The sequence below is a fragment of the Flavobacterium sp. FlaQc-57 genome (genome assembly GCF_044007395.1).
GTDB lineage: Bacteria > Bacteroidota > Bacteroidia > Flavobacteriales > Flavobacteriaceae > Flavobacterium.
The window spans coordinates 1,043,248-1,069,876 of the sequence record NZ_JBIPDA010000001.1 but is presented as its reverse complement, the minus strand read 5'-3'; the positions used below and the strand labels follow the sequence as shown (position 1 = coordinate 1,069,876).

Below are 26,629 nucleotides of genomic sequence, written 5' to 3'. Positions count from 1 at the left end.
AAATAAAATATTGAAATATGAAAAATCTAGTTTTGCCTTGTCTGCTTGTAATCTGTATTGGGTTCCAAAGTTGTAAAAATGAAGAAAAACAAAAAGAAGCCGAAGCCGCAAAAGCTGAAGGTGAAAAGATTGTAAGTACTGAATGCTACAAAGCTATTTACGAAAAAGATACTATCGATTTAAAATTGAATACTTTAAAAAATGGTAAAATATCTGGAGATATGGTGATGAAAGTAGCTCCTAAAACAGTAAAAACTGGTGAGGTTGCAGGTGAATTTCATGGTGATACATTATTTGTAGACTATACTTTTAAGGATTCAGCGACTAAAGATCAAATCTTTAAAAACCCAATGGCGCTTTTAAAACGTGACAAACAGCTTATTTTAGGAAACGGAACGATGCAAACAACAATGGGGGTTACCTATATTGTAAAAGATAAGCCAATCGATTTTGAGCGTGTAAAGTATAAATTCGATCCAACAGAATGTAAAAAATAAGAAAGTTAAATTAACAACTAAAAAAAAAGCCGTTCCTTAAATAAGAAACGGCTTTTGCTATTTTTAGATTTTCGTTTTTTTTATAAAACTTCGCCTTTAATTTTTAAGGCAACTCTACCGTCAGGATAGTTGACAGCATTAGTTTCAACTGTAATTGTTTTACGAATTGGTCCAGAAACCATGTTGTATTTTACATCGATTTTACCTTTTTTTCCAGGCATAACTGCTGCGGCAGGTTTTGTAACAACAATAGAACTTACAGTAGATTCGGCACCTGTAATTAAAAGAGGAGCGTCACCTGTGTTTGTAAATTCAAAAGAGCGAACTCCGTTATCACTTTTTGAAATTTTTCCATAATCAATCGTATTGTCTTGGGCTGCAAATTCAATTTTTGGGCCGTTTTGTGCATAACCTATTGCGCTAAACAATACGACTGCAATAAAAGAGGCTACATTTTTCATTTGAAATTGTTTTTAAGTTGTAAGTAAATATACTTTGTTTTAATTAATACACAAATTATTATTTCTCTTTTTATACTGTACTTAATTATTTACTTTTGCTGTCAGTTATAATTACAAAAATTGAACCAAACTTTTGTTTAATTGTTTAATCGTTAATTTGTTTAATCGAATGATGATTTGTAAATGTTGCCAAAAACAAAAACAATTAGACAGTTAAATGAATCAATAATTAAATAATTAAAGCAAATTAACGATTAAACATATCCACGATAAAATGAGTATTCCAGCACAATTTGACGCTAAAACGATCGAGAATAAATGGTATGATTACTGGATGAAAAATAATTATTTTCATTCAGAACCAGATCATAGAACACCTTATACAATTGTAATTCCGCCGCCAAACGTCACAGGAGTCTTGCACATGGGACATATGTTGAACAATACGATTCAGGATGTTTTAATTCGTCGTGCACGTCTTAAAGGTTTTAATGCTTGTTGGGTTCCGGGAACAGATCACGCATCTATTGCAACTGAAGCAAAAGTTGTAGCAAAACTAAAAGCGGAAGGAATCAATAAAAATGATTTAACTCGTGAAGAATTTCTTGCGCACGCTTGGGAATGGACTGATAAATACGGTGGAGTAATCTTAGATCAGCTTAAAAAACTAGGAGCTTCTTGCGACTGGGAAAGAACCAAATTTACGATGGATCCTGATATGTCAGCATCTGTAATTAAATCGTTTGTAGACTTATATAATAAAGGATTAATCTACAGAGGTTACCGAATGGTAAACTGGGATCCTGAAGCTAAAACAACTTTATCTGACGAAGAAGTTATTTACGAAGAACAACAAGGGAAATTATTTTTCTTAAAATATAAAATTGAAGGTTCAGAAGATTTTCTGACCATTGCAACAACACGTCCGGAAACAATTTTTGGAGATACAGCAATTTGTATCAATCCGAATGATGAGCGTTTTACACATTTAAAAGGTAAAAGCGCCATCGTTCCTATTTGCGGTCGAGTAATTCCAATTATCGAAGATGAATATGTAGATGTTGAATTCGGAACAGGATGTTTGAAAGTAACTCCTGCTCACGATATGAATGATAAAACGCTAGGAGAGAAGCACAATCTTGAAATCGTTGATATTTTTAACGAAGATGCTACATTAAATAGTTTCGGATTGCATTATCAAGGAAAAGATCGTTTTGTTGTTCGTACCGAAATTGCAAAAGAATTAGAAGAAATTGGAGCTTTGGCAAAAACCGAAATCCATTTGAATAAAGTTGGAACATCAGAAAGAACCAAAGCAGTAATCGAACCAAGATTATCTGACCAATGGTTTTTGAAGATGGAAGATTTAGTAAAACCGGCAATCAAATCTGTTTTGGTTGATGGCGATATCAAATTACACCCAAAACGTTTCGAAAATACTTACGCGCATTGGTTAAACAATATTCGTGATTGGAATATTTCTCGTCAATTATGGTGGGGACAACAAATTCCTGCTTATTATTACGGAGACGGAAAAGAAGATTTCGTAGTTGCTGAAAACATTGAAGATGCTTTAGTTTTAGCTAAAGAAAGAACCAACAACCAACAACTAACAACCGACAGCCTTAAACAGGATGTTGACGCCTTAGATACTTGGTTTTCATCTTGGTTATGGCCAATGTCAGTTTTTGGTGGAATCATGGATCCGGAAAGTGCAGATTATAAATATTATTATCCAACAAATGACTTGGTGACAGGTCCGGATATTTTATTTTTCTGGGTTGCGAGAATGATTATTGCAGGTTATGAATATGCAGGCGAAAAACCATTTACAAATGTATATTTAACTGGTTTAGTTCGTGATAAACAACGTCGTAAAATGTCTAAATCATTAGGGAATTCTCCTGATCCTTTAGACTTGATCGAAAAATTTGGTGCAGACGGTGTTCGTGTAGGATTGCTTTTAAGCGCGTCTGCAGGAAACGATATTATGTTTGATGAAGAATTATGTAATCAAGGAAAAGCGTTTTCAAATAAGATTTGGAATGCCTTTAAATTGATTAAAGGTTGGGAAGTTTCAGAAACTATTCCACAACCGGAATCATCAAAAGTTGCAATCGAATGGTACGAAGCAAAGTTGCAGCAAACATTAGTTGATATTGAAGATAATTTTGAAAAATACAGAATTTCAGATTCATTAATGGCAATTTACAAATTGGTTTGGGATGATTTCTGTTCTTGGTTTTTAGAGATGATCAAACCAGCGTATCAACAACCAATTGATAAAGCTACGTTTGATAAAGCCATCGAAATGTTAGAAAGTAACCTTAAATTGCTTCATCCTTTCATGCCTTTCTTAACGGAGGAAATTTGGCAGATATTGGCAGAAAGAACTCCAGAAGAAGCTTTAATTGTTTCGACATGGCCAGAATTAAAACCATTTAATGCGAGCTTAATCTCTGATTTTGAAAATACAATCGAGGTTATCTCAGGAATTAGAACTATCAGAAAAGATAAAAATATTCCGTTTAAAGATGCTATTGAATTAAAAGCAATCAACAGCGAGAATATCTCGACTTATTTTGATTCAATCGTAACTAAATTAGGTAATATTTCGGCTTTCGAATATGTTACAGCTAAAGTAGATGGAGCGTTATCTTTCCGTGTAAAATCTAATGAATATTTCATTCCAATTTCAGGAAATATAAACGTTGAAGAAGAAATTGCAAAACTTAACGCAGAGTTAGTTTACACGCAAGGTTTCTTAAAATCAGTTCAGGCAAAATTATCGAACGAGAAATTTGTTGCCGGAGCGCCAGAGAAAGTCTTAGCAAATGAAAAACAAAAAGAAGCCGATGCTTTAGCAAAAATTGCTACAATCGAGCAAAGTATTGCTGGTTTGAAATAAAGCTTAAGTCTGTTTAAATAAAAAATCCCAATACTGAAATTTTTCAGAATTGGGATTTTTTATTTTTTAGTGCACCAATAATAAATTAATAATAAGTATATGTTTTTTCTATAACATATCGGGTGACGTTGTTGTTGTCATAATGATGACGTTTTTCTTTTGGGTAGCCATCTGTATTAAGATCGTAACTATAGCGCTTAGTTTCAGTGAAAATTGAGTTTATTTGTTCGCTAAAAAATGATACATTCTTAGAATTATTAATGTCTTTAATATCAAAATGCCTGTTGAAAACATTTTCAAATGAGTCTGTGAAGTACAATTTGTCAAACCCGGTTATGTTTTTATATATATTAGGACTGGTGTCGTATTCGTAATTAAGAGTAGATGTAATGATGTCTTTAGAGTTGAATTTTTCTCTTTTTATAATGTTGCCATTATCGAAATATATTTTTACTCTTCGAGAAGAATCGCTTAGTACCCAATTGTTATTAGAATAATTATAAATATAAATTTCTACAAGATTTTCGGAGGTGTAATTATAGATGTACTTAGTTTGATTCATCGCGGGAAAAATAGTTCCGCTATTCGTGTTTTTAAAAATGGCAGTTTTTAGTTTGTTATTTTCATAAGTGTATGCTGTACTAACGTAAAGCTCATTATTTATATACCCATCTTCTTGAGTTATTAAATCTCCAGTGTAAGTGTAGCTAATTTTATAAACTCCAACATTAATACCAATTGTTGTAGCTTCTTTGATTTTAAATCCATCGTAAGTAAATGTTGTCGACGAACCACTTGAAGGATTTATCTCCAGAATTGATTGGATTAGAGGCGTAGTGTTTACTTTTATCGGTTCTTTTGGTTCTATTGTTTCTATCGATTCTTTTATTTCATTTTCTGAACAGGAGGTAATGATTAATAATGATAATAATCCAATTAGGGATGTTAGTTTGTTCATTTGGAGTTTGTTTTATGAAAATCAGGTATTTGTTATTGTATTTTAAATAAAGAAATTAAAATAAAAAACAACTATAAATCCAGCAAATGTAATTAAAAGTATAATAAAAAAAGAGTGTTTTACTTGAGAAAACTTACGTTATGAATTTGATTTCAGGTCGTTTTATTTATTTTCTGTTTCTTGTTAAAACCAAAAACAAAGGATAAGAAATAACCGTTATCCCCACAATAATTCCAAAACTTTTAGGGTCGCTATATATAAATCCAATTAGTAATGCTAATGAAACTATAATCGCTAAAATAGTTGTCCACGGATACCAAAAAGAGCGATAAGGTCTGGGTAAATTAGGTTCTGAGGATCTTAGTTTTAAAAGTGAACAATACGCCAATCCCCAAACAATAATAGAAGTAAAGGCGGCAAATGAAAATAAGACTTCGAAAGAGCCAATGCAAATTAAAAATAAACTAAATACTGATGAAACTAAAAGCGCAACAATTGGAGTTCCGCCTTTGTTTACAGTTGTTCCTTTTTCGATAAAAAAGCCATCACGGCTTAGTCCGTATAAGATTCTTGGCGGAATCATCATAAAAGCATTTAGAATACTGATTAAAGAGAAAATCGAAATTACTGTAACGATAATTGCACCATTTTTCCCAAAAATAATATTAGCAACATCGGCTGCAGCCAAATTAGATTTTGCTACGTTTTCGACTGGTAAAACATAAAAAAAGGCAACATTTATTAAAACATAAATGGCTATTACCAGTAAAACTCCGCTAAACAATGATTTCGGAATGTTTTTGCCCGGATTGTCATTTTCTTCAGCAAAAAAGCAAACGCCGTTCCATCCATTATAAGTTCCGATGATAAGCTGAAGTGATTTAAAAAAGCCCAATAACAAACCTATTTGTACCGCAGCATTGTCTTTTGGAATTGGTGCTAATTTCACGCCCGAATACATAAAACAAGCCACAACTAACGCGAAAAAGCAAATGACTTTTAACAAACTGGTAATTTGTTGAATTGTACTTCCATTTTTTACTCCGCTTAGATGTAATAATACAAAAGCAATGAGTAGAGAAATGGCCATTTCGGTCGAATAGGTTTTAAGAGTTGGAAATAAAATAATAATATATTCACTAATTACAATGCAGTAAAAAGCAGGCGGAATTGCATTGGTAATATAATCGAACCAACCCGAAAGGAAACCTGCATAATTACCAAAAGCCTTTTTGATATAATTGTAAGATCCTCCGGCTTTAGGAAGCATTGTTGCGAGTTCGGCGTATGAGTTAGCGCCTATTAAGACAAATAATCCACCAAAAAGCCAGGAAACAATAATGAGCCAATAATTGTCTAACATTGCCGCAATTGTGCCAGGAGTTCGTAAAATTCCAACTCCAATGGTTCCTCCAATTAATACAGCAATATTGAAGCTGAATCCTAAAGTTTTTTGCAATTGGTTCTTTTTGGAATCTGACATGTTTTAGATTTTTTGTTCGGAATTATTAAGACAGTAAAAGTAACACAATTAATACACTTTCTATTTTCAAAACAAAAAACCTCGTCTATTGCTAAACGAGGTCTTTTGAAGTAAAAAATCTAATTCAAATATTTTAAAACTTGTATCTTAGGCTTGTCATGATTTGACGAGGTGCAATTGGATTCACACTATAATTTTCGTGAACAGTATAATTCAATTCATTTGTAATGTTTGATAATCTACATAAGATTGAAATTTTTCTCCATTCGTATCCAACAGAAGCATCAATAGTTGTGTAACCTTTTAACGGAATATCACGATCTCTGATTGTTACGATATACGCTGGATCTGGTTTTGGATTTGCAGGTGTTGGTTTAACAGCTGTCCATAAATAATCATCATTCCAACCTCCTGTGCGGTCACCCACATAGTTTGCAATAGCTCCAAAAGCCAATCCTTTTAATAAACCACTAGGCAATTTGTAGAAAAAGCTCAAATTTGCAGTGTTTTTTGGAGTTCTTGCTAAAATATCTCCAACTACAAGACTACCGTTTGTCCCAGATGATTTCGATACTTTAGTTTCATTAAAGCTATAACCGGCCATAATATTTAACCCTTCTACCGGTTGAGCAGTGATATCTATTTCAACTCCTTTTCCTTTTGTTGCACCTACTAATTCTTTTAAAGTTGTAGTAGTATTTTGTGTAACACCATCAGCTAAAAACTGAGCAGTTTGTGCTAAGTTATTATTAGATATTTGATATAATGTAACGTTTGTACTCAAAAGACCTTTCCAGAAATCTTTCTTGATTCCTACTTCATATTGGTCTATAATAGATGGATCTAAAGGCTTTAAATCTACCGTTGTTCCTGTATTAGGAGTAAAAGAGTTCGAGTAACTTGCAAACAAAGACATATCTTTTGTTGGTTGAATTACCAATCCGGCTTTAGGTGAATAAGCTCTGTTTAAAGTTTTAGCACTTGTAACTGGTGTAGAATTATCAAGACTAGTTGTAATAGCATCTACTCCGTTAACTTTTCCTATTACTTCTTTAGAAGTTGTAACATCACTTTCTTGCCATGACCAACGTATTCCTCCTAAAACTTTTATATAATCAGTAACTGAAATTAAATCTTGTGCATATGCACCAAAACGCTTCGTATTTGTAGTCGCTAACTGAGTTGCTCTTGTTGGATAAGGTACATTTAAACTCTGTGTACTATAATCGTAATTAAAAAGATTGATTGCAGTAGCTTCAGTAGTAATGGCTACTGTAGAAGTTGGTGTTGCATAAAAACCAAAAGTGTAATTAGGAGCCATAGAATCTTCATAGTCAACTCCGGTAAATATTTGGTGTTTGATTTTACCTGTATTAAAGGTTCCTTGTAAACTTAATTGATCAGCAAATATTTGTTCTGCTCCATCAGCTTTTGTTAAACCACGTTTCCAATTTCCATTGGCTTCAACTGTACTCAATTGCGCTGTAGAAGTTTGTGTTCTGCGGTAAGATTGATAAGAAGAATTAAAGTTTAATTTCCAGTTTTTATTGAAATCATGATTGAATAATAATGACGCACTAGAAGATTTTGTATTAGCTGTTGACCAAAGTGCTCCGAAAAATTCGTTACGCGGTAAATCTAAGATTGTTTTTCCAACGATTCCAGTACCAAAATCAGGAGTCCAATCGGCGCTTAAATAATCTCCTTGTAATGTAATTTGAGTCTTATCGCTTAGTTTAAATAAAAACGAAGGATTGATATAAATACGCTCATTTTTTACATAATCTCTAAAGCTTTCTGAGTTTTCGTAAGAAGCGATAAATCGGTAAGCTATAGACTTGTTTAATGGTCCGTAAATATCTAAAGATGGTTTGTAGAAAGAATAACTTCCCATTTGCATGGATAGTTCACCACCTTGTGTAAACTTTGGAGTTTTGGTTACTAAATTCATGATTCCACCGGGAGCAACGTTTCCGTATAATAAAGCGGATCCTCCTTTTAAGAATTCTACTTTTTCTAGAGATGAAACTTCTGGTATTGAACCTGCGTTGTAACGAAAACCATTTTTAAACATATTGTTCGCACTCATATCATATCCTCTGGAAAAGAATGATTCCTGAGCACCACCACGAGCAGATCCAACATAAACTCCGTTTAGGTTTTTTACAACTTCACTTAATCTAATTGCTTGTTGCTCTTCTATTACTTCGCTTCCAATAATTTGAACGCTTTGTGGTAAGTCCATTACTTTAATTCCTGAACGAGCCGCTTCAATTGGTTTTTTAGGCTTATTTGTTGTAATTAAAACCTCGTTTAGAGCTTCTCCTTTTTTGTTCTTTACAGTATCATTTATAGTTGAAGTGTTTTCTGCCCTTGCATATTCCTGACTATAAGATGCAAAACTTATCAAAGACAAGGCAAGTAGTAAATTATATTTCATGGTTTTATTTAGATTTAATAAAAATAACTTTTTGCAAATATAAGGTCACATATATGTTTTAACAAAATTTATTAAGAAGTTTTATTCCTTAAAATTACCTTAATGTTTCATTAAGATTACATTAAAATTTTGTGTTTCTCATTTTTAATATTTACTAAGTAGAGTTGTTCTAAATAACAATGACAGCATATAGCAAGGAAAATTGTGGATAAGCGAAAAAAAACCTTGCTCAGGTGAACAAGGTTTAATTAATAAGATTATGGGGGAAAAATGGAACTATGAAATGATTATTTAACAGAAATTAAGTAAGTAGCCATTTTCCAGATTTCGTCATATTTTTTGCCGTTATGATCTCCGGCAGCTTTTTCAGTATAAGCAAATTCGACCATATAATTTCCTGGCCAGATTGGTGTAAATGAAATTTCTCCGTTTTCATTACTCCATAATTCTTTTTCCCAGCCATTTGGAGCAATTACTTTCATTTTTTGCTCTTTCGCTATTTTACCTTCATATAAGGCATTCACATTTACTTTAGTATTTTGTTTGGCAGTTTGTACATCTTTAGAAAATAAGCTAATAATGTTTGTGTTTGCTATTGCTTCATTTCCTTTAGCAGTATTTCCAACTGTTACTGTAGCGCTTGAATTATAATCTAAAACCATAGTTCCGTACACGTCTTTTACTTTGTGATGCATTACAATTGTGTAAACACCATCTTCATCTGGCGTAAAAAAGGCTTGATACTTATTTTCTAAAGCTTTTACTGTTAGTTTAGTTTCTTTTTTTGATGGACTTATAACAACCAAAGTAAAATCTTTTAGATCAGAAAACCATTTGTCTGCTTTTGTAATATCATTATCTGAAAACTCTCCAAAGTAAACTGAAATTTCTTGTGCTTTTCCTTTTGTTCCGGTTGCTTTTGTTTCGATCCATAGAGCATGAGCGAACAATGTAGGACTAGCAACTAACATTAAAAATAAAAATGTTATTGACTTTAAAGTTTTAAGTTTCATAGTATTTAATTAACGGGTTAATATTTATTTAGACAAATGTAAAGTTTAAAATTAATTTCACAATATTTATTTAGAATAAATATGAATAATATTCTTTTAAGAACTTCAGCTGCACCTGAAAATTAGAAAGGAGAATCTTCAGATAGATTGACTTTAAAAGCTTAATTTTGCAGTCTGAAAAAATGAAACTCTCCTCATGATTTTACCTTTCTTTAAAAAAATTAAAAATACCCCCAGAGGATTCCGTATAGCAAATACGGTGTTTTTTTTCCTTTCAGGATTTGGGTATTCTTCCTGGGTATCGAGAATTCCACATATACAAGCACAATTACACTTATCTGAAGCTGAATTTGGAGCAGTTTTATTTGCTTTTCCAATTGGTTTGATGCTAACAATGCCGTTTACAGGAAAACTGTTAAATAAATACAGCAGCCGATATGTCATGTTATTAGGTGCAATCATGTTTAATATTGTACTTTCTTTACCGGGTTTAGTTGCCTTTGTATGGCAGCTGGTCATTGTACTTTTAATATTTGGCGCATCTCGTAATATTTTCAATTTATCGATTAATGCACAGTCTCTTGAAGTTCAAAAATTATATCCAAAATCGATTATAACTCGTTTTCACGCGGTTTGGAGTATTGCTGTTTTTTCTGGAGCTGGTTTAGGTTATGTAATGGTAACTCAACATATTGCGCCATCACATCATTTATTGGGAGTAAGTGTTTTTATGTTGGCTCTTACGGCTTGTTTTTATCCAATGAGTATTCATAATGAGCCCGTTCCTGTTAAAAAGAAGTTCTTTTCTATGCCGGAAAAAAATCTGGTTAAGTTTGCCTTGATTTGTTTTGTTTCTATGGCTTGCGAAAATACAATGTACGATTGGAGTGGTATTTATTTCGAAAATATATTAAAAGCTTCTCCAAAATTAACCAGTGCCGCATTTGTATTTTTTGCATCAGCTGTAACTTTAGGACGCTTGTTTGGAGATTATGGCGTAATGAAATTTGGTACCAAACGAATTCTATTTTATAGTGGTATTTTAATCACAGTAGGATTCGGTATTTGTTTTATTCTGCCTTATGCTTATCCAACTATTTTTGGTTACGTTTTAATCGGATTTGGGGTTTCCTGCGTTGTTCCATTAGTATTTAGTATTGCCGGAAGATCTACAACATTGAGTAGTGGTTCTGCCTTAACCTCAATTTCAACAATTGGCTATCTTGGTTTTTTACTTGTTCCGCCAATGGTAGGTTTTATTTCTGAATACCTAAGTATGAAATGGGCATTTTTAGTAATGGCACTTCTTGGAATACTGATGATCTTTATGGTGAATAAAATAGGGGAGAATGAATAGCTTTTTTTGGAGGTTCTAAGATACTGAGTTGCTGAGGTACTAAGTTTCTTCTAATTGCTAACTCTGATGTGTGCCTACTCGTGAGCTTTTTTTTCTATCGACTGGACTGAAGTCCAGCCCTACAATATTGGGCAAATAGATTGTTCTTTTTTCTGTTTTTAGAATTCTGGAGGAACATATTATATTGTCGTAACGTCTTGAAGCTTCGGGATTAATCCGTTGGAATGTTTCATGAATATTTATGAAATTCAAACCTGAGTTAAAAAGATATAAGTATTTAAAAGTATTTTAGCGATATAGATATCTTACTATTTCTTCTTTTTCTTTATCATAAAAATACCCATCATTAAAAAAGTCATTTTTTAAGTTCACATCATAATTCTTTTCAAGATGTTGGATAATTTCTAAAAAGGAGAGTAGTGTTTTTCTCGAATGTTTGCAATTTATATAAAACAACTCCGTCTCAATGCCATCTTTTATGCAGAAGAATCTAAAATCAAAAGTACTATAAGAAATCAAAGCTCCTTTATCAAATCTATTGTATTTAAAAACAAATGAAGAAATACCATTTTTGATTAAATCAATTATAAAGTTCTTCGTCTCATTGTGTTTGCTATATCCGTTATACAATTCTTGTTTAGAATTTCTTAAATCTATGTCTGGCATCGGTTGGTTTTTCAGGATTTACGTATAGCAACACTTTAAGATTGAAATTTGGACTATCTAGCATTATCGGAATCTTACTTTGATAAACATATTTTTGATCGCTGTAGAAGTATTCAACAATTGGAACATAATATGTTTTTTTTATCTCTGGAGTACTAGGGCTTCCATTAGTATCGCGCCATCTTATTCTTTCTTCAAAAGAAACAATATCATTCTCAATTGATACAAAAGACTTAGGGATAAATGAATTTTTAAGATATAAGATTATACCAGCTAAAATGCACAAACCAAAAAAGGAAAAAATTAGAATTATGAACATAAGTACAAACTAATTTATTACTTCTTCGTCATTACAAATTTTTCTGCACTTGGTTTTCCTTGTAAATTTCCAGAAATCTCCGCCGTTAAAGTATTATTGGCACCTTTTGTATACGTGATTTTTTGAGGATAATCGTGTTTTGGATTTTCGAAAACCAATTGTTTGTCTGATTCTGCAGTTGATGGAAATTCAACTGGTTTGTCATCGTTTTGACCTTTTACAGTGGCGATATAAGTTAGTGTTTCGCCTTTTTGAGATAATAGAATACTTTCGAAATGAATAGTATCTTTTCCTTTTATAAAGTACGATGCTGCACTAAAAGTACTGTCGTTTAATTTTTCCCAGTTTTCAGTTAATACACCATCTGGCGAAGTGTTTTCCCATTTTCCTATTAACCAGTCCGCTATTTTTATTTTATCTTTTTCAACAGATTCCTTTTTTTGACAAGAAACAACTGCTAATACAAGCATTAAAAGAGTAATTTTCTGAAACATATATTTTGATTTTTTGGTGTTAGATTGAAAGGCTAATTTATAAAATAGTTTGCCACAAATTTCACAAATTTACACGAATTGATTTTTGAAACTTGCCACAGATTAAAAGGATTAAAATGATTTTTGTTTCACGCAGATTCTGCTGATTTGAGCAGATTTAATTTTGATTTAGAATTATACAAATCAGCTAAGATCAGCTTAAATCTTTTTTAAATCTGCGTGAAACAGAATTCGCGAAAATTTGGGGCAAAAAAACCGTGAAAAAAACTAAACGCTTTCCTGTAAAATCGAATAAACAAGTTCTTTCGTTGGTTTTTGATCTTTTAGTTTGGCTCTAACATCATCAAAAGTAACTTTAAAATCGCAACCCAATTTATAATCGCCACAACCGTAAGCCGTTTTTCCTTTCATTACAGTTCCTTTTTTACATTTCGGACACGTTAAAGCGTCTGATGTAACTTCCGGTTTTGCTTTCGGAGTTACTTTCTTAGGTTCTAATTTGAGTTTGTAATTCTCTTCAAAACGAATCAAACCTTCTACCGTTTCAGAATCCATTTTAAAGCCTTTTATATTGACAGTCGATCCTTTTTGAACTAAGCGTAAATATTGACTTTCAGAAATCTTTTTTCCTTCAAAAGTATTAGGCAATAGAAAATCACAACCAGCTTTATAATTGCTGCATCCGTAAGCAGATTTCCCTTTTATAAGATTTCCTTTTTTACATTTTGGACAAACTTCTGCCAAAATTCCTGCGGCTTTCTTTTTTTCTACTTTTACAACTTCCTTTTGAACAGTTGCAGCGTGTGAAATATTGGCGTGTCTGGTTTCGCTTCGCACTTCAGTGACCAAAGCTTCAACCATTCGTTTCATGTTTTTGATGAATGCTCCGGCTGTAAAAGTTCCTTTTTCGATATCTTTCAACTGCTTTTCCCAAGACCCCGTTAATTCCGCCGACTTGATTAACTCATTCTGAATTGTATCAATTAGCTGAATTCCTGTTGGAGTAGGTAAAACCTGTTTTTTGTTTCGGACAATGTATTGACGTTTAAAAAGCGTTTCAATAATATTCGCTCGTGTCGACGGACGCCCAATACCGTTCTCTTTCATTAATTCGCGCAAATCTTCGTCATCGACTTGTTTTCCTGCGGTTTCCATGGCGCGCAGTAAAGTTGCCTCAGTAAACTGATTGGGTGGTTTGGTTTCTTTTTCTAAAAACGAAGGTTCGTGCGGGCCTTTTTCCCCCACAACGAAATTGGGTAATAAATCGGCTTCTTTTTCTTTGGCATTCGGATCTTCAAATACAACTCGGAAGCCTTTCTTTAAGATCACTTTTCCAGTGGTTTTAAAATGTACATCGGCAGCTTTTCCAATTACGGTTGTATTGGCAACCAAACAATCGTCATAAAACACAGCAATAAAACGTTTTGTAATAATATCATACACTTGCTGTTGATTGTATTGCAAATTGCTTTCTATTCCGGTTGGTATAATCGCGTGGTGATCCGTAACTTTTTTATCGTTGAAAACCTTAGGCGATTTTTTTATCTTTTTTTCTAAAAGTGGTTGCGTTAACGCTGCATATTTGGTTAGTTTTTGCAGAATTCCCGGCACTTTAGGATAAATATCGTTTGGTAAAAATGTAGTATCAACTCTGGGGTATGTAACTACTTTTTGCTCGTACAAAGTTTGCACAATTTTAAGCGTTTCATCTGCTGAAAATCCAAATTTTGTATTGCAATAAACCTGTAAACCTGTTAAATCAAATAGTTTTGGAGCATATTCGTTTCCGTTCTTTTTATCGATAGAAACAATTTCGAAATCACTTTCTTTTACTTTATTGGCTAAAAGTTCTCCGTCTTCTTTTTTCAGAAAACGACCTTCTTCATAACTAAAAAGGGTTTCTCTATATAAAGTTTGTAATTCCCAATATGGTTGAGGTTTAAAGTTCTCGATTTCTTTCCAGCGATCTACAACCATTGCCAGTGTAGGCGTTTGCACGCGGCCAATAGACAAAACTTGTTTGTATCCACCGTGTTTTACGGTATACAAACGCGTAGCATTCATTCCCAAAAGCCAATCGCCAATTGCCCTTGAAAATCCGGCGTAGAATAAATTATCGTAGTTCGCTGAGGGTTTTAAATTATCAAAACCTTCTTTTATAGCTTCAGTTGTTAAAGACGAAATCCATAAACGCTGTACTTCGCCTTTATAATTGGCTTCGTTCATTACCCAACGCTGAATCAATTCTCCTTCTTGCCCGGCATCCCCACAGTTTATAACTACTTCGGCTTTGTCGAACAGACTTTTTACAATTTTAAATTGCTTTTGAATTCCTGAATTTTCAACTACTTTGGTTTCAAATTTTTCAGGAAGCATGGGCAGATTATTCAAATCCCAGCTTTTCCAGTGTGGTTTGTAATCGTTAGGTTCTTTTAAGGTACATAAATGTCCAAAAGTGTAGGTTACAGCATAACCGTTTCCTTCAAAATATCCATCGTGTTTGGTATTGGCTCCCAAAACGGATGCGATTTCTCGTGCTACACTTGGTTTTTCAGCAATACAGACCTTCATTTTTCTCCTTCTTAATTAAAGGCGAAATTAAGGATTTAGAATTTGGTATCGAAATGAAATCTTATGGAATTACGAATACGCGATCTAATGAGTCTTTGCGAGGAACGAAGCATTTGCACTAACTATAAGCAAGCTTGTTCATTAAAAAGATATACTGTTTGAGATTGCTTTATTCCTCCCAAAAACTATAGCTTTAATATAGTCTATATCGTCGCATCCTTATATAATTTAAAAGAATGTAAATTGCAATTCCGATTATAACATAAAAAGTGATTTTAAAATAAATTCCCAAATAAAAAGAAATAAATTGATCCTTATAATACTCTTTAGGGGCGTTTCTTAAAAAAAGATTATTGGTTAATTTACTTCTATAAAGTGGTTGTTGATCTAAATTCGAACGAAGATATTCTTGTTCGCCAACTGCTAATCTTACTTTAGAATTATTACTTAATAATCTTCCTTCGATAACAAAAACCGGCATTCCGTTATCTATTCCTGTATCTTCATAAGCTCTATCTATCAACATAGCATCATTAGCCATGTACAATTTTTTATTTTTAAAGCTTTTAATGTTTTCATATTCTTTAAAATATTGATTAGTATAAACATCAAAAAAAGTTACCGTTACAGATATCATTATATTGCCAATTGCAAAGATGACAGCAAATATCACTAAGACATTCTTCATAAGTTTATTGTTTTATTCGAGTTTTTTTTTTTTTTTTCTGTTCATGCAATGTTTGGAAAATGAAAAACGCATAATCTTGTACTCCACAAAGATTGATTTTTTCTGATTATAAAAAAGCCCCAAAAAATATTTTCTTGAGGCTTTTTTATTTAGTGTTTTAATCTTGCGAGATACTTGTAAATTGTATGTCTCTTTAGACTTTAAAAATAGCAATTTTTCGCAGCCAGCTAATTTCTGATTCTAAAAATTGAAGTGTAGTTTTAACTATTTTGTCACTTTTGTCTCTAGGATTTTTAGTTACAAATCTCGCTTTAGAATTATTGAAATCTAATGTGTATTTGTCATCAAAATCTTCTTTTTTGTTTGAAGAAAAAGTAACCAAATTGTCTTTCACACTCCATTTTCCTTTTCCATATTTGTTCACTTCAGGTGGAGTTGCACCTTGCAGTTTTGTATACCAATGAAATTCGAATGTTCCGTCTTGATTTAAAGTCAATTTATATTCAATGATATGTTTTCCTTCTTCACCAAGCGAACGTGCATAATCGCCTACAATCTGGTTCGATTGCGCAAATAAAGTAAGATTAAAAATTAAAAGTAAAGCGGTGATGGTTAATTTCATAGTTATGGTTTTAATTTGTTACTGGTTTTTTTACTCTTGGTTCTTGTTCTTCAGATTTTCTTTTTAAAATAAACAAAATAACAAGAATCGGTATCAATGTAATTTGAAAATAAATACTGCCAATAGCGTTATCTCTTTCGGCAGTCATAGCTTTTTCATTGCCTAAAAAAACTTCGTCGTTAATTGTACTTTTCCAGACTTTAATTCCCTTTACTTTTTTAACGATTATTTCGCCAGTATTATAGTCATAACGCGATCTGTAAATCCTATCCAGAATGTCATACGTACAGGTTATCTCTCTTTTTTCTTTAGAATTTAGTAGATTACCTTTAATGATTGTATAATCTTTATGAGTAGGAGTAGAGCCTGGACTTGATGATATTTGTGTTTCGATATAAGCGGTATCGACCACGAAAAACACTTTTTGAAGGTATTTTTCAGGATTGTTTAAAGCTTTATAATTTTGATAAGGAGCTTTAAAAATTCCCACAACATCGTTATTTATAAAACCATGTACCAAGAATATCGTAACATTGAGTAGAGAAAATGCGAGATGAGTTAATAATACATATTTGAAATATTTATATTTTTTGAAAAAAGGATGGTTTTTTAGATTCATTTTTCTAATGCTGCTGGTTTTTTTTGTTTGTTGGTAGCAATTTTTTAGGTTAGTAAGAGCTTAAAATTTATTTAAAAGATTTCATAAAATTGTAACTCATAATATATCCAGCATTTTCATTTTGATAATTAAGACCTGCCGTATAAAGATGATTGTTGATGTAAGAGCTGTAAAATTCCTGAGTTAAAATTAGAGCATCGGTTTTAGGATGATACAAATGGACTACTATTTTATTAAAGTTGTATTTGCCTAGTTTTAAATCACTATTTGCAATATCATATTTCATTCCTTTACCAGAATAGGTTTCGTCGAGTAATTTAAGCATGAAAGCTTTGTACTCTTCAAACGTCATCTTTTTTTTGCCTACTAAAGATTCGTAGTTAGCACTAAAAATATTGTATTTGTCCTTTTCAAAACTGATTAGAGTAGTAGTAGCGCGACTAACATTTTTTCCTTCTGTGCTATGTTCTTTCATAGCTTCGTAACCTTTGTCTTCTAATTCTTTCGCTCTTTCTTTAGATGTTATTGTAAAGCCTTCCGGAATTTCAATTTGCCAATCGAACAAGTTGCATTTGTACTTGTTATCTTCAATTTTTCCAGTTTCCTGATCTCCAATTATTAACTCTTCTTTAATCGGCGGAGGATTAACTTTTTTTTGCTGACAAAAGGAATGTAAGGGAACAAAAGTTAGCAATAAAAAACTAAAATATATTTTTTTCATAATGTTTGGTTCGTTTACTTAGAAATGCTGATAGTATTGCTTACAAATCTAGATTATTTTTGAGAATATTAAGAATGATTTAGATTCGTGTTTTTAGTAATAAAATCAATTGCTAATTTTACTTTTTCGGGTTTTGTCAATCTCAAAATCTTTTTTTGATTAACAGAGTTTTGATCAGCCATAAATACTGAAAAACTATTTACCGAATAATTTAAATTTGGTTCCCAATTATGAAAACTCCTACGGTTGTATGAATAGTTGTAATTTGTTGAAAGTTTTCCTGTTATTACAGAAAGTTGCTGAAAATTGGATGTTTCAATTAACTTTTTTCTCAATGGAAATCCAAATAGGAAAACAGCATTGTAAAGTTTTTGATTTTCTATTAATAAACCTTTTTTTGTAAATAAAATGGCAATGAATATAAGGTTCAAAACAAATAAAACAAATTCAATTCTGTAATACGATTTCAATTCAACAGAGTTTAACATACCAAGAAAAAACATTCCAGTAATAAAAGTCAAAATAATCAGATTTTGAAACTGTCTAAAATCTAAATTTCTTTCTAAAATAATCTTCATATTATATTTATTACTCGTAAGCTCGTTTTAGCATGGAGTTTTTTCTGTTACGGTTAGACATTAAAAATTATAATCAAAAAGATAAAAAATCCAAATGATATAACTCCAATCATATGATTGAACGAGCTGTTTTCATCCTTTTTTTTATTGCTTCCGGTTGGTGACCAAATACTCGAAAATGTTGTAAAGTCATTATTGTTTAGTAAACATTTTAAATTCAAATAAAGAAGTCTAGTTGAAGCTCCTAAAAACTCCAATATAATTCGACCAGATAGTATTGCTATAAAATCCATCCTAATAATTTGTTTATTTATAGCTAATGTTATTGATTACTTTTTATTTAGATCGTGTTCGCGAGCAAGACACGAACGCTGGAATAACTTTAAATACCACTTTATTTTTTGTTTTTTATGGGGATATATTTATTTTTTAAATCTAAATCCATGTAGTAGATCGAATTATTGCCTAATACTCTTACATACATTTTTGCTTTATTTCTATTTTCAACTTTTGAATCATCCAATACTTCTTTGGAGGTATAATCAAGCCATCTTATCATTATTTTCGTTTGAGGTTTAATGATCCATTCCATTTTAGCTACATCAAGAACGCCACTAAATTTGATACAACCAGACATGTTTGCATCTAACCCAAAATGGTCGCCCGTAGCAGGATAATCTGCCAATTCTCCTTTTAATTTTACTTCACCATTCATGTTCATATAGGCGCTTTGTTCAAGTAATTTTTCACAGGAATTATTAGTATCAGCATTTACGATAAACCAAGTATCATTTTCATTTGTTGCCAAACTATTGATATAAATCTTGTCATAAATAAAATCAAAATGAGGTATAGTGTTTCCGTCTGTATCAATAATGCCATATTTGGTGATATTGTTTTCTATTTTTTTTGCGGCTATTGCATAATAATTTCCTTTGTATTTAAACGGAGTTACTTGCGGAATTTGGTATAAAGAAACATAAATATTAGAATATCTTAATAGTTCACCATCTCCATTAACGGCAAAACCTTTAAAGCCATTTTCATAAACGACCTCGGGGCCGTTTCTTTTAGAAGATTCTCCACTAATATCTCTAATTTGTGGTACTAAATCATTATTGGGCTGTTCTGGTTTAATAATTTTAATTTGAAAATTTTTTGGGTTAATTTCGAACTCAAAATCTTTATAGCGACCCTTCATAATTGGACTAAAAAGATTTGTAATTCGCAAGTTCTTGGTTGGTTCCAGTATTGTTTTTTTTGTGCTGGCATCGATTAAACCAGTTTTTTCGCCAATTTCAAAAGGCAAAACATTTTGCAGGTTTTTTTTATCTGCTTTTGCAAATAAACCAGCTATTTCTTGTTTAATATTTTTTGAGTTTTGACTTAAACAAATTAGCGGAATGGTTAAAAAAATAATAATGAGGGCTTTTAGTTTTTGCATGAGTTTTTATTTGTTTTGTGGTATTTATGTTTCATTGTTGTTATTTTATTAATAACATAGCTTATGCTTTCAAGCAGAAAACCAATGCCAGTGCGGACTTTGATGTTCTGGAATTATAATTTTTCAGAAAAAACGTTTAGCAAGCGGTCTTATCGCTCCTTTGTTTTATTCAATTTCGATGTATTCAGATTTTCCTTTCTCGCTTCCGTTCGTTAGCCATTCCCAGTCCAAAGACAATTTGATTTTGCCATTCTCTGTCAACTCAATTTGTGCTAATGCTCTGCCTGCTTTCAACTCATTATCTGTTGTTAAACATTGGTAAAGCATGTTTAATTTGTCGTCTTTTAACTCCGCAATAATTTTTCCGTATTTTATAGATCCTCCAAAATAATCGGCAGTTACGAGATTGTCGTCTTGTTTGTAATTAAAAATGGTTTCGGTATTTACTTGTCCATTTTCAGAGTTTTGAACAAGAGCAAATCTTTTATTATTAAAGTCAAATTTTTTCATTTTGCGTTTTGGTTTTATTTCAATTGAATAGTCTTGGTTAGAGAATTTATCAGATTTAATCTGCTTACACAAAGATTGATTTTTTCTTATTATAAATGTAAAAAAGCTACAAAAATATTTTCTTGTAGCTTTTTTTTATTCCGATAACGCTGATTTGCAATCCGTGCCCACAAAGATTGGTTTTTTTAGCTTTAAGGATCTGTCTTGTTTTTTATTGTTATGGGCATGGATTGCAAATTCGCACTATCGAGAGTAAAGACATATCCGTGCCATCTGGTTTATTTATGACTATTGTAGTGATTACTTTTTTATTTTGATTGTGTTCACGAGCGGGACGCCCGCGCCAGCGGAGTTTTGATCGCTTGCACGAGCGGAGCGCTCACATGAGGTTTAAATCTTACGTAGACTCATTAACTGTTCTGCGAATTACGTTTTTTAATTTCGGAATCTATTTGACTTAGAAAAATTAAAATAGGAATTATTGTAGTAACGGCAAGAGTCAACAGCGTAAAAATTAACTTGTATTTTGGTATACTAACGATCCAGGTCAGAATAAGAATCCATAAAATGCCTAACCCGATAATAATTATTTTTAACGCTTTTTTATTCTTAGTTAGTTCTTTTAAACTAGACTCTGATACTGATTTATTTCTCATAATGAAAAAGTTAAAACTCAGCACAAAAAAAAGTAATAGATTTTAAATTCATTTTACACTTTAGTGTAGTTTTTAGTATTTTTATAAGATGGAAAATGAAAAAAAATCTTTACTCAACCGCAACAAAATAGAAGCCACATCAGAGGCCGACAAATTTCAGTTTGGTAATTATTTGGAAGTGGTAAAATCTTTTGCGAAAATAACGTATCAAAGTATTTATGTAATCGATTATGAAGAAATGAAGTTCGAATATGTGTCCAATAATCCTTTGTTTTTGTGTGGTTTTTCTGCCGAAGAAGTTCTTGAAATGGGGTATGAGTTCTATTTTAATAATGTTCCAAAAGAAGATCTGGAGTTATTAAGTACCATTAACAGTGCCGGATTTGATTTTTATGATAAACTGCCTAACAATGACGAACGAAAATTATACAGCATATCTTATGATTTTCATTTAAAAGGGAAACATGACAAACCCATTCTTATTAATCATAAACTGACGCCTCTTTTTCTTAATCAGGAAGGAGCAGTTTGGAAATCGTTGTGTCTGGTCTCTATTTCACACAATAAAAAAGCCGGAAACATTATTATAAACAAACAGGGTTCAGATACTTTGTGGAAATTTGATTTATCTGCTAAAGTCTGGATTGCAAAAAACAAATCAAAATTAAAAGACAAAGAATTAGAAATACTTCGGTTATATGCTCAGGGTTTAACCATAAATCAGATTGCCGAAAAAATGTTTGTTTCTCCCGATACGATAAAATATTACAGAAGAAAAATTTTTGAAGCTTTTGAAGTTAAAAATTTCACCGAAGCGCTTTCTTTTGCTAAAGACAATAAAATTATTTGAAATTGATTTTGATTGCGTTCACGAGCGGGATTTTCGGTTGTATACAATCGCTTGTATACGATAACTTAAAAGTAAAGTATTACTTGTAGTTTCGTTTCGATGAAAATTAACGACAAGAATAAATACAATTCAATAATGGAAACAGCTGATAATACAAACGCCCTTTCAAAAGAAACTGAAAAGAAACTAATCGATTTTTTCAATAGGTCGGTTGACCCAAAAGTAATGGCTAAGTCAATAAGGCAACTAAATTATATAATTGCTTTAGGATTAATGAGAGAGCATGAAACACTTCAAAACAATATAATAAATCTAGAAAATAGTTTTTATTGGTTGAATGAACTAGCCGAAGTTTTAAATCCTTATTTGGATGTTGAATAAATTTCTCAAGCTAGCGCGAGCGTCCCGCTCGTGCCTGTAAAGTTTAAGAAATTGATTTAAATTGTGTTCACGAGCGGGGCGCTCGCTTGCGCTGTGCGAAGTCTCCCGACTTCGTACCCACATGCCATATCCGTTTTGTATTTTTGCGTTATAATAAAGTTTACTATCCTATGAAAGTAAAATGCTTTAAAAATAGTATTTGCTTATTGGACCGGGTACGAAGTCGGGAGACTTCGCACAGCGATCGCGATTATGGTAACACTTCGTAGAGCTGGGAGATAGCGCGGATTTGCAATCCGTGCCCGCAAAGATTTATATTTTTAGACTAAAAATATAAAAAAAACTACATGATTTTTGTAGCTTTTTCACTTCTAATGATTGTATTATTTCTCACTGTTGCGGGCACGGATTGCAAATCCGCGCTATCGAATGTGAACACATATCTGCGCGATCGGTTTTTTTTAGCTTTAAGTATTTGCCTTGTTTCTCATTGTTGCGGGCACGGATTGCAAATCCGCGCTATCGAACGTGAAAACATATCCGCGTCATCTGGGTTGCAAATCCGCGCTATCGAACGTGAAAACATATCCGCGTCATCTGGGATATATATCTGCGCTATCTGGTTATTCTAGAAAAATTATCGGTTATCATTTGGCGAATAATTTACAAACCTCAGAAACGATTCAAGCTTTAAAAATGGCAATATCAAATCTTTCAGAAGAATCTAAAGATGAATTACAACTGATACATCATTCAGATAGAGGGACGCAATATTGCAGTAATGAATATGTGAGGCTGTTAGAAGCCAATAACATTGGTATTAGCATGACAGAAAATGGAGATCCTTTAGAAAATGCAATAGCAGAACGAGTTAATGGCATTATAAAAGAAGAATATTTAGATGATTATCAAGTTGATAATGCACAAGAGGTTAAAGAATTATTAGACGCGGTTATTAAGTTATATAATAACGAAAGGCCTTATATGAGCATAGGAAACCTTACACCAAACTATGTGCATCAAAACAATATAAAAATTGAAAAATTATGGAAGAATTATTATGTAAAAAGTCCTACTATTGTAAACGAATAGCAGGACTAAAATATAGTTGTAAATCTATTTTAGGATTAAGTGTAAATATGTAAACTTTTTTCAGGACGAGACAATATTACGTTCACGAGCGAGATGCTCGCGCCAGCGTTGAACTTTTTGGATAACCAAATGACTATTTAGATATTTTTTTATTCGATTTGTTTGTCTATTAAATCAAAGACGGTTTGAATAGGTACACACACCGTATAACCAGAATTAGTTAATTCGGTATTTGTAATATGTTCGCGATTACTATACCATTTTGTAACAAAGGGAATATATTTTGAAACTATTCCAATTATTCTATAATATCCATCTTCTCCATACTCAACGATTGGTCCTCCGCTATTTCCAAAATAGGTAGGACAGTCAATAATAAAAGTATTTTTATGAATTCCAGCAATTATACCTTTTCTCAATAATGGTTTACTGCTATCAAAATCTTCGTTTATTTTCATTCCTAATGAAGTGGGGTAGCCCATTAAAAAAACATCATTACCGATTTTAATTTCATTTAAGCCACGAGTTGCTTCCTTATCAAGGGAAACTAATCGGGCATTCACCGGTAGGGAGACTTCAGATAAATAACTTTCCCAAAGTAGTTGTGTTGGTCTTTTTTGCTCTTTTTTTTCGTACTTAAGAGGTGTTTCTTTAGAGTATAATTTCTTAAATTCCGCTAGTTTAATTATTGCAATATCATTTATTTTATCATATTTACAATATGCCTTTTCTAAATCTATACTTAATATTACAGGTTCATCATTATTATTTGCATTTTGGCAAGTCATTATTAAACGAGTAGCTCTTAATTTATAGTTCTCATCAAATAATACATGTCTAGCCGTAGTAAGATAATTACAATTATTATATTTTAATCTAAAACCAGAACCGTAAGATTTTCCTTCATCTAAACTAAGTAACACTGAATAATATAAGTTATCATTTGGTAATACATTTCTTGTTTGCATAATATTTCTCTTATAATTAATAACTAATATGGATGTATAAAATAAAGTTTCTCCAAATAGCTTAATAAATGAGATATTTATAGGATAGTTTTATCTAGCTATTTGAGTCTTTTTTCAAACCTACTCACTTTTGTTTTAACAACCTTACGGAAAACCGTAAAAGCTTTTATAAAGCCAAATACGTCTAATCCTGATTGAAGTAAAAAAGACCTTTTGTAAAGCTTTAGCGGAGTAAAAGATTACTTCGTCAGTTCGCTATCGCTCGTGTGTAACGCATAGCAGGAAATAGCTCCAAAAAACAACCCTAATTCCACCAAAAATCTCCATCAAAAAACACAAAAAATCAATAATAGAATTTTCAACAAAAATTTCGTAAATTTGCACTCCAATAAAAGGAATTAGAAAATGTTAGATAGACTTCAAATAGTAAAACAACGTTTTGACGAGATTTCAGATTTAATTATCCAGCCGGATGTTATTGCTGATCAAAAACGTTATGTGCAATTGAATCAAGAGTACAAAAACTTGAAAGCATTGGCTGAAAAGCGTGATGAATATGTGCTTTTGATGGCTAATATAGATGAGGCAAACGAAATTATTGCTGATGGAAGTGATGCAGATATGACCGAAATGGCCAAAATGCAGCTAGATGAAGCAAAAGATAGATTGCCGGAACTTGAGGAAGAAATCAAGTTTATGTTGATCCCTAAAGATCCTGAAGATGCTAAAAACGTGATGGTCGAGATTCGTGCAGGTACGGGTGGAGATGAAGCGAGTATTTTTGCGGGAGATTTATTTAGAATGTATACCAAATATTGTGAAAATCAAGGTTGGAGAACTTCTGTAGTAGATATGAACGAAGGAACTTCTGGTGGTTTTAAAGAGGTTATTTTTGAAGTTACCGGAGAAGATGTTTACGGAACTTTGAAGTTTGAAGCTGGTGTTCACCGTGTACAACGTGTTCCTCAGACAGAGACTCAAGGTCGTGTACATACATCGGCAGCTACTGTAATGGTTTTACCGGAAGCAGAAGAGTTTGATGTACAAATCGATATGAACGATGTCCGTGTAGATTTCTTCTGTTCGTCTGGACCTGGAGGACAATCTGTAAATACTACGAAATCGGCGGTACGTTTAACGCACATTCCAACAGGATTAGTGGCGCAATGTCAGGATCAGAAATCGCAACATAAAAATAAAGATAAAGCGTTAACGGTTTTACGTTCTCGTTTATACGAACAAGAATTGGCTAAGAAGGAGGCTGAAGATGCTACAAAACGTACATCTCAGGTAAGTTCTGGTGACCGATCTGCTAAGATTCGTACTTACAACTACGCTCAGGGTCGTGTAACAGATCACAGAGTTGGTTTGACTCTTTACGATCTAGGAAACATCATGAACGGAGATATCCAAAAAATTGTTGCCGAATTACAATTGGTTAACAATATGGAGAAATTGAAAGAGGCTTCAGAAGTATTTTAATTTGAAGGGGCTAAGGTTCTTAGATACTAAGGTGCTAAGGCTTCAAAGTTAAGAGTAAGAAGTTTATATAGGATTAAAAAAAAGCTGTTTCACAATTCGTGAAACAGCTTTTTTTTTACTTAGCCCCTTAGCATCTAGTACCTCAGAACCTAAAAAAAAGAGATTATTTCAATCGAAATAATCTCTTTTCTGATTTTCAAAGTCTCCTACGTCTTCAAAGCTATGTCTTTGAGTCTAAAAAAAACTCAGAACCTTATTATCTCAGAACCTTAGAACCTTAAAAGAAAATATATAGTGAAGGATATTAACTCTTTAACCGTTTGTTTAAAATAGAAAAACGTATAAAGAAAGTTAGATACCTAGAAATACTCTTGTGAATTCAAAACATTTATAGAGATTTGAGTACATGTAAACACCATTTTTTAATACTATTTCGGTTAACTTTTCCATAATACATAAATTTAAGTTGTACAATTACTCTCTTGATAATTTTATGATGATTCCGTTCGTGTGGGTTCATGCGGTTTCGAAACTAAATTGGTTACTACAAGCTGTAATAATGAACCAAAGACATTTTTGACTTTTGAATGGCTTTTGCCAACAACAAATCTTTTTGCCAGATAACCAATTCCAATACTTATAGCCGATTGGGCTAAATGGCTCTTGAAACCCACAGTTTGGTTGATTTCTTCGACAGTGTTTCTAATGAGATTAAGAGGCTTTAAATTCTCTTTAATATCGTCTATTTCATCTTTAATAGCGCACCATTCGGCGTCCTGTCGGTTTTCTAATAACTGAATCTTCTGATCTAATGAATCAATGCTATAAATAGTTTCCATAACAGTCTTTTT

General features: G+C 32.3%; 25 protein-coding genes. 7 read left to right on the top strand and 18 right to left on the bottom strand.

Features of this window, described 5'->3' with window-relative positions; translation table 11 throughout:
• The first annotated feature begins 17 nt into the window (after positions 1-17).
• On the top strand, positions 18-497 hold the full coding sequence (locus ACHRVZ_RS04560; protein ID WP_395420997.1) for a hypothetical protein: 480 nt from the start codon (positions 18-20) through the stop codon (positions 495-497).
• Positions 498-577: 80 nt separating this feature from the next.
• On the opposite strand, the gene ACHRVZ_RS04555 is transcribed toward ACHRVZ_RS04560, so the two are convergent.
• Positions 578-958, bottom strand: coding sequence for a DUF1573 domain-containing protein (locus tag ACHRVZ_RS04555; RefSeq protein WP_395420996.1), 381 nt, complete (start codon positions 956-958; stop codon positions 578-580).
• A gap of 274 nt (positions 959-1,232) precedes the next feature.
• Between ACHRVZ_RS04555 and ACHRVZ_RS04550 the strand changes: the two genes are divergently transcribed.
• The gene (locus tag ACHRVZ_RS04550) at positions 1,233-3,866 is read left to right on the top strand and encodes a valine--tRNA ligase (protein WP_395420995.1); all 2,634 of its coding nucleotides are present in this window, start codon (positions 1,233-1,235) and stop codon (positions 3,864-3,866) included.
• Between the two features lie 85 nt (positions 3,867-3,951).
• Here the strand turns inward: ACHRVZ_RS04550 and ACHRVZ_RS04545 are convergent, their stop codons facing one another.
• The 4 genes from ACHRVZ_RS04545 to ACHRVZ_RS04530 form a co-directional block, all read right to left on the bottom strand.
• Complete coding sequence (locus tag ACHRVZ_RS04545) at positions 3,952-4,824, bottom strand: hypothetical protein (RefSeq protein WP_395420994.1); 873 nt, start codon at positions 4,822-4,824, stop codon at positions 3,952-3,954.
• Positions 4,825-4,990: 166 nt separating this feature from the next.
• Complete coding sequence (locus ACHRVZ_RS04540; protein ID WP_395420993.1) at positions 4,991-6,307, bottom strand: APC family permease; 1,317 nt, start codon at positions 6,305-6,307, stop codon at positions 4,991-4,993.
• 133 nt (positions 6,308-6,440) lie between these two features.
• Positions 6,441-8,747: a TonB-dependent siderophore receptor gene (locus ACHRVZ_RS04535; RefSeq protein WP_395420992.1), complete on the bottom strand. Its 2,307-nt coding sequence runs from the start codon at positions 8,745-8,747 to the stop codon at positions 6,441-6,443.
• Between the two features lie 287 nt (positions 8,748-9,034).
• Positions 9,035-9,760 carry a DUF4198 domain-containing protein gene (locus tag ACHRVZ_RS04530; RefSeq protein ID WP_395420991.1) on the bottom strand — a complete coding sequence of 242 codons (726 nt, stop codon included), beginning with the start codon at positions 9,758-9,760 and terminating at the stop codon, positions 9,035-9,037.
• Positions 9,761-9,956: 196 nt separating this feature from the next.
• On the opposite strand from ACHRVZ_RS04530, the gene ACHRVZ_RS04525 reads away from it, so the two are divergent.
• A complete protein-coding gene (locus ACHRVZ_RS04525) occupies positions 9,957-11,117 on the top strand; it encodes an MFS transporter (RefSeq protein ID WP_395420990.1) in 1,161 nt (386 codons plus the stop codon).
• A 288-nt stretch (positions 11,118-11,405) separates the two neighbouring features.
• Here the strand turns inward: ACHRVZ_RS04525 and ACHRVZ_RS04520 are convergent, their stop codons facing one another.
• The 11 genes from ACHRVZ_RS04520 to ACHRVZ_RS04470 all read right to left on the bottom strand — a co-directional run bounded on the left by ACHRVZ_RS04520 (position 11,406) and on the right by ACHRVZ_RS04470 (position 20,349).
• Positions 11,406-11,783: a hypothetical protein gene (locus ACHRVZ_RS04520; RefSeq protein WP_395420989.1), complete on the bottom strand. Its 378-nt coding sequence runs from the start codon at positions 11,781-11,783 to the stop codon at positions 11,406-11,408.
• A complete protein-coding gene (locus tag ACHRVZ_RS04515) occupies positions 11,755-12,102 on the bottom strand; it encodes a hypothetical protein (RefSeq protein WP_395420988.1) in 348 nt (115 codons plus the stop codon). Before ACHRVZ_RS04515 ends, ACHRVZ_RS04520 begins: the two co-directional genes overlap by 29 nt.
• A 17-nt stretch (positions 12,103-12,119) precedes the next feature.
• Positions 12,120-12,596: a DUF6265 family protein gene (locus ACHRVZ_RS04510; protein ID WP_395420987.1), complete on the bottom strand. Its 477-nt coding sequence runs from the start codon at positions 12,594-12,596 to the stop codon at positions 12,120-12,122.
• A gap of 267 nt (positions 12,597-12,863) precedes the next feature.
• Entirely contained in the window at positions 12,864-15,167 is a 2,304-nt protein-coding gene (locus tag ACHRVZ_RS04505; protein ID WP_395420986.1) for a DNA topoisomerase 3, read from the bottom strand.
• A 193-nt stretch (positions 15,168-15,360) separates the two neighbouring features.
• Positions 15,361-15,855, bottom strand: a complete 495-nt coding sequence (locus ACHRVZ_RS04500; RefSeq protein WP_395420985.1) for a hypothetical protein — start codon at positions 15,853-15,855, stop codon at positions 15,361-15,363.
• Positions 15,856-16,048: 193 nt separating this feature from the next.
• Positions 16,049-16,477: a copper resistance protein NlpE N-terminal domain-containing protein gene (locus ACHRVZ_RS04495; RefSeq protein WP_395420984.1), complete on the bottom strand. Its 429-nt coding sequence runs from the start codon at positions 16,475-16,477 to the stop codon at positions 16,049-16,051.
• Positions 16,478-16,487: 10 nt separating this feature from the next.
• The gene (locus ACHRVZ_RS04490) at positions 16,488-17,096 is read right to left on the bottom strand and encodes a hypothetical protein (protein ID WP_395420983.1); all 609 of its coding nucleotides are present in this window, start codon (positions 17,094-17,096) and stop codon (positions 16,488-16,490) included.
• Positions 17,097-17,163: 67 nt separating this feature from the next.
• Positions 17,164-17,817 carry a hypothetical protein gene (locus tag ACHRVZ_RS04485; protein WP_395420982.1) on the bottom strand — a complete coding sequence of 218 codons (654 nt, stop codon included), beginning with the start codon at positions 17,815-17,817 and terminating at the stop codon, positions 17,164-17,166.
• Between the two features lie 68 nt (positions 17,818-17,885).
• A complete protein-coding gene (locus ACHRVZ_RS04480) occupies positions 17,886-18,395 on the bottom strand; it encodes a hypothetical protein (RefSeq protein ID WP_395420981.1) in 510 nt (169 codons plus the stop codon).
• A 394-nt stretch (positions 18,396-18,789) separates the two neighbouring features.
• The gene (locus ACHRVZ_RS04475; protein ID WP_395420980.1) at positions 18,790-19,839 is read right to left on the bottom strand and encodes a hypothetical protein; all 1,050 of its coding nucleotides are present in this window, start codon (positions 19,837-19,839) and stop codon (positions 18,790-18,792) included.
• 165 nt (positions 19,840-20,004) lie between these two features.
• Positions 20,005-20,349 (bottom strand): hypothetical protein, encoded by a 345-nt coding sequence (locus tag ACHRVZ_RS04470; RefSeq protein WP_395420979.1) that lies wholly within the window; start codon positions 20,347-20,349, stop codon positions 20,005-20,007.
• 744 nt (positions 20,350-21,093) lie between these two features.
• On the opposite strand from ACHRVZ_RS04470, the gene ACHRVZ_RS04465 reads away from it, so the two are divergent.
• The 3 genes from ACHRVZ_RS04465 to ACHRVZ_RS04455 all read left to right on the top strand — a co-directional run bounded on the left by ACHRVZ_RS04465 (position 21,094) and on the right by ACHRVZ_RS04455 (position 23,328).
• On the top strand, positions 21,094-21,855 hold the full coding sequence (locus ACHRVZ_RS04465) for a response regulator transcription factor (RefSeq protein ID WP_395420978.1): 762 nt from the start codon (positions 21,094-21,096) through the stop codon (positions 21,853-21,855).
• Positions 21,856-21,954: 99 nt separating this feature from the next.
• Positions 21,955-22,236 (top strand): hypothetical protein, encoded by a 282-nt coding sequence (locus tag ACHRVZ_RS04460; RefSeq protein ID WP_395420977.1) that lies wholly within the window; start codon positions 21,955-21,957, stop codon positions 22,234-22,236.
• A 576-nt stretch (positions 22,237-22,812) separates the two neighbouring features.
• Positions 22,813-23,328, top strand: coding sequence for a transposase (locus tag ACHRVZ_RS04455; RefSeq protein ID WP_395420976.1), 516 nt, complete (start codon positions 22,813-22,815; stop codon positions 23,326-23,328).
• A gap of 149 nt (positions 23,329-23,477) precedes the next feature.
• Here ACHRVZ_RS04455 and ACHRVZ_RS04450 read toward each other — a convergent pair whose 3' ends face one another.
• Entirely contained in the window at positions 23,478-24,296 is an 819-nt protein-coding gene (locus ACHRVZ_RS04450) for a trypsin-like peptidase domain-containing protein (protein ID WP_395420975.1), read from the bottom strand.
• Positions 24,297-24,701: 405 nt separating this feature from the next.
• On the opposite strand from ACHRVZ_RS04450, the gene prfA reads away from it, so the two are divergent.
• A complete protein-coding gene (prfA, locus tag ACHRVZ_RS04445) occupies positions 24,702-25,778 on the top strand; it encodes a peptide chain release factor 1 (protein ID WP_395420974.1) in 1,077 nt (358 codons plus the stop codon).
• A 491-nt stretch (positions 25,779-26,269) separates the two neighbouring features.
• Here prfA and ACHRVZ_RS04440 read toward each other — a convergent pair whose 3' ends face one another.
• Positions 26,270-26,617 carry a hypothetical protein gene (locus tag ACHRVZ_RS04440; RefSeq protein WP_395420973.1) on the bottom strand — a complete coding sequence of 116 codons (348 nt, stop codon included), beginning with the start codon at positions 26,615-26,617 and terminating at the stop codon, positions 26,270-26,272.
• Positions 26,618-26,629 lie beyond the last annotated feature (12 nt).

Excerpts from the sequence above, each read along its gene's own strand:
- ACHRVZ_RS04560 (WP_395420997.1), top strand. The coding sequence starts at position 18 with ATGAAAAATCTAGTTTTGCCTTGTCTGCTTGTAATCTGTATTGGGTTC.
- ACHRVZ_RS04555 (WP_395420996.1), bottom strand. The coding sequence starts at position 958 with ATGAAAAATGTAGCCTCTTTTATTGCAGTCGTATTGTTTAGCGCAATA.
- ACHRVZ_RS04550 (WP_395420995.1), top strand. The coding sequence starts at position 1,233 with ATGAGTATTCCAGCACAATTTGACGCTAAAACGATCGAGAATAAATGG.
- ACHRVZ_RS04545 (WP_395420994.1), bottom strand. The coding sequence starts at position 4,824 with ATGAACAAACTAACATCCCTAATTGGATTATTATCATTATTAATCATT.
- ACHRVZ_RS04540 (WP_395420993.1), bottom strand. The coding sequence starts at position 6,307 with ATGTCAGATTCCAAAAAGAACCAATTGCAAAAAACTTTAGGATTCAGC.
- ACHRVZ_RS04535 (WP_395420992.1), bottom strand. The coding sequence starts at position 8,747 with ATGAAATATAATTTACTACTTGCCTTGTCTTTGATAAGTTTTGCATCT.
- ACHRVZ_RS04530 (WP_395420991.1), bottom strand. The coding sequence starts at position 9,760 with ATGAAACTTAAAACTTTAAAGTCAATAACATTTTTATTTTTAATGTTA.
- ACHRVZ_RS04525 (WP_395420990.1), top strand. The coding sequence starts at position 9,957 with ATGATTTTACCTTTCTTTAAAAAAATTAAAAATACCCCCAGAGGATTC.
- ACHRVZ_RS04520 (WP_395420989.1), bottom strand. The coding sequence starts at position 11,783 with ATGCCAGACATAGATTTAAGAAATTCTAAACAAGAATTGTATAACGGA.
- ACHRVZ_RS04515 (WP_395420988.1), bottom strand. The coding sequence starts at position 12,102 with ATGTTCATAATTCTAATTTTTTCCTTTTTTGGTTTGTGCATTTTAGCT.
- ACHRVZ_RS04510 (WP_395420987.1), bottom strand. The coding sequence starts at position 12,596 with ATGTTTCAGAAAATTACTCTTTTAATGCTTGTATTAGCAGTTGTTTCT.
- ACHRVZ_RS04505 (WP_395420986.1), bottom strand. The coding sequence starts at position 15,167 with ATGAAGGTCTGTATTGCTGAAAAACCAAGTGTAGCACGAGAAATCGCA.
- ACHRVZ_RS04500 (WP_395420985.1), bottom strand. The coding sequence starts at position 15,855 with ATGAAGAATGTCTTAGTGATATTTGCTGTCATCTTTGCAATTGGCAAT.
- ACHRVZ_RS04495 (WP_395420984.1), bottom strand. The coding sequence starts at position 16,477 with ATGAAATTAACCATCACCGCTTTACTTTTAATTTTTAATCTTACTTTA.
- ACHRVZ_RS04490 (WP_395420983.1), bottom strand. The coding sequence starts at position 17,096 with ATGAATCTAAAAAACCATCCTTTTTTCAAAAAATATAAATATTTCAAA.
- ACHRVZ_RS04485 (WP_395420982.1), bottom strand. The coding sequence starts at position 17,817 with ATGAAAAAAATATATTTTAGTTTTTTATTGCTAACTTTTGTTCCCTTA.
- ACHRVZ_RS04480 (WP_395420981.1), bottom strand. The coding sequence starts at position 18,395 with ATGAAGATTATTTTAGAAAGAAATTTAGATTTTAGACAGTTTCAAAAT.
- ACHRVZ_RS04475 (WP_395420980.1), bottom strand. The coding sequence starts at position 19,839 with ATGCAAAAACTAAAAGCCCTCATTATTATTTTTTTAACCATTCCGCTA.
- ACHRVZ_RS04470 (WP_395420979.1), bottom strand. The coding sequence starts at position 20,349 with ATGAAAAAATTTGACTTTAATAATAAAAGATTTGCTCTTGTTCAAAAC.
- ACHRVZ_RS04465 (WP_395420978.1), top strand. The coding sequence starts at position 21,094 with ATGGAAAATGAAAAAAAATCTTTACTCAACCGCAACAAAATAGAAGCC.
- ACHRVZ_RS04460 (WP_395420977.1), top strand. The coding sequence starts at position 21,955 with ATGAAAATTAACGACAAGAATAAATACAATTCAATAATGGAAACAGCT.
- ACHRVZ_RS04450 (WP_395420975.1), bottom strand. The coding sequence starts at position 24,296 with ATGCAAACAAGAAATGTATTACCAAATGATAACTTATATTATTCAGTG.
- prfA (WP_395420974.1), top strand. The coding sequence starts at position 24,702 with ATGTTAGATAGACTTCAAATAGTAAAACAACGTTTTGACGAGATTTCA.
- ACHRVZ_RS04440 (WP_395420973.1), bottom strand. The coding sequence starts at position 26,617 with ATGGAAACTATTTATAGCATTGATTCATTAGATCAGAAGATTCAGTTA.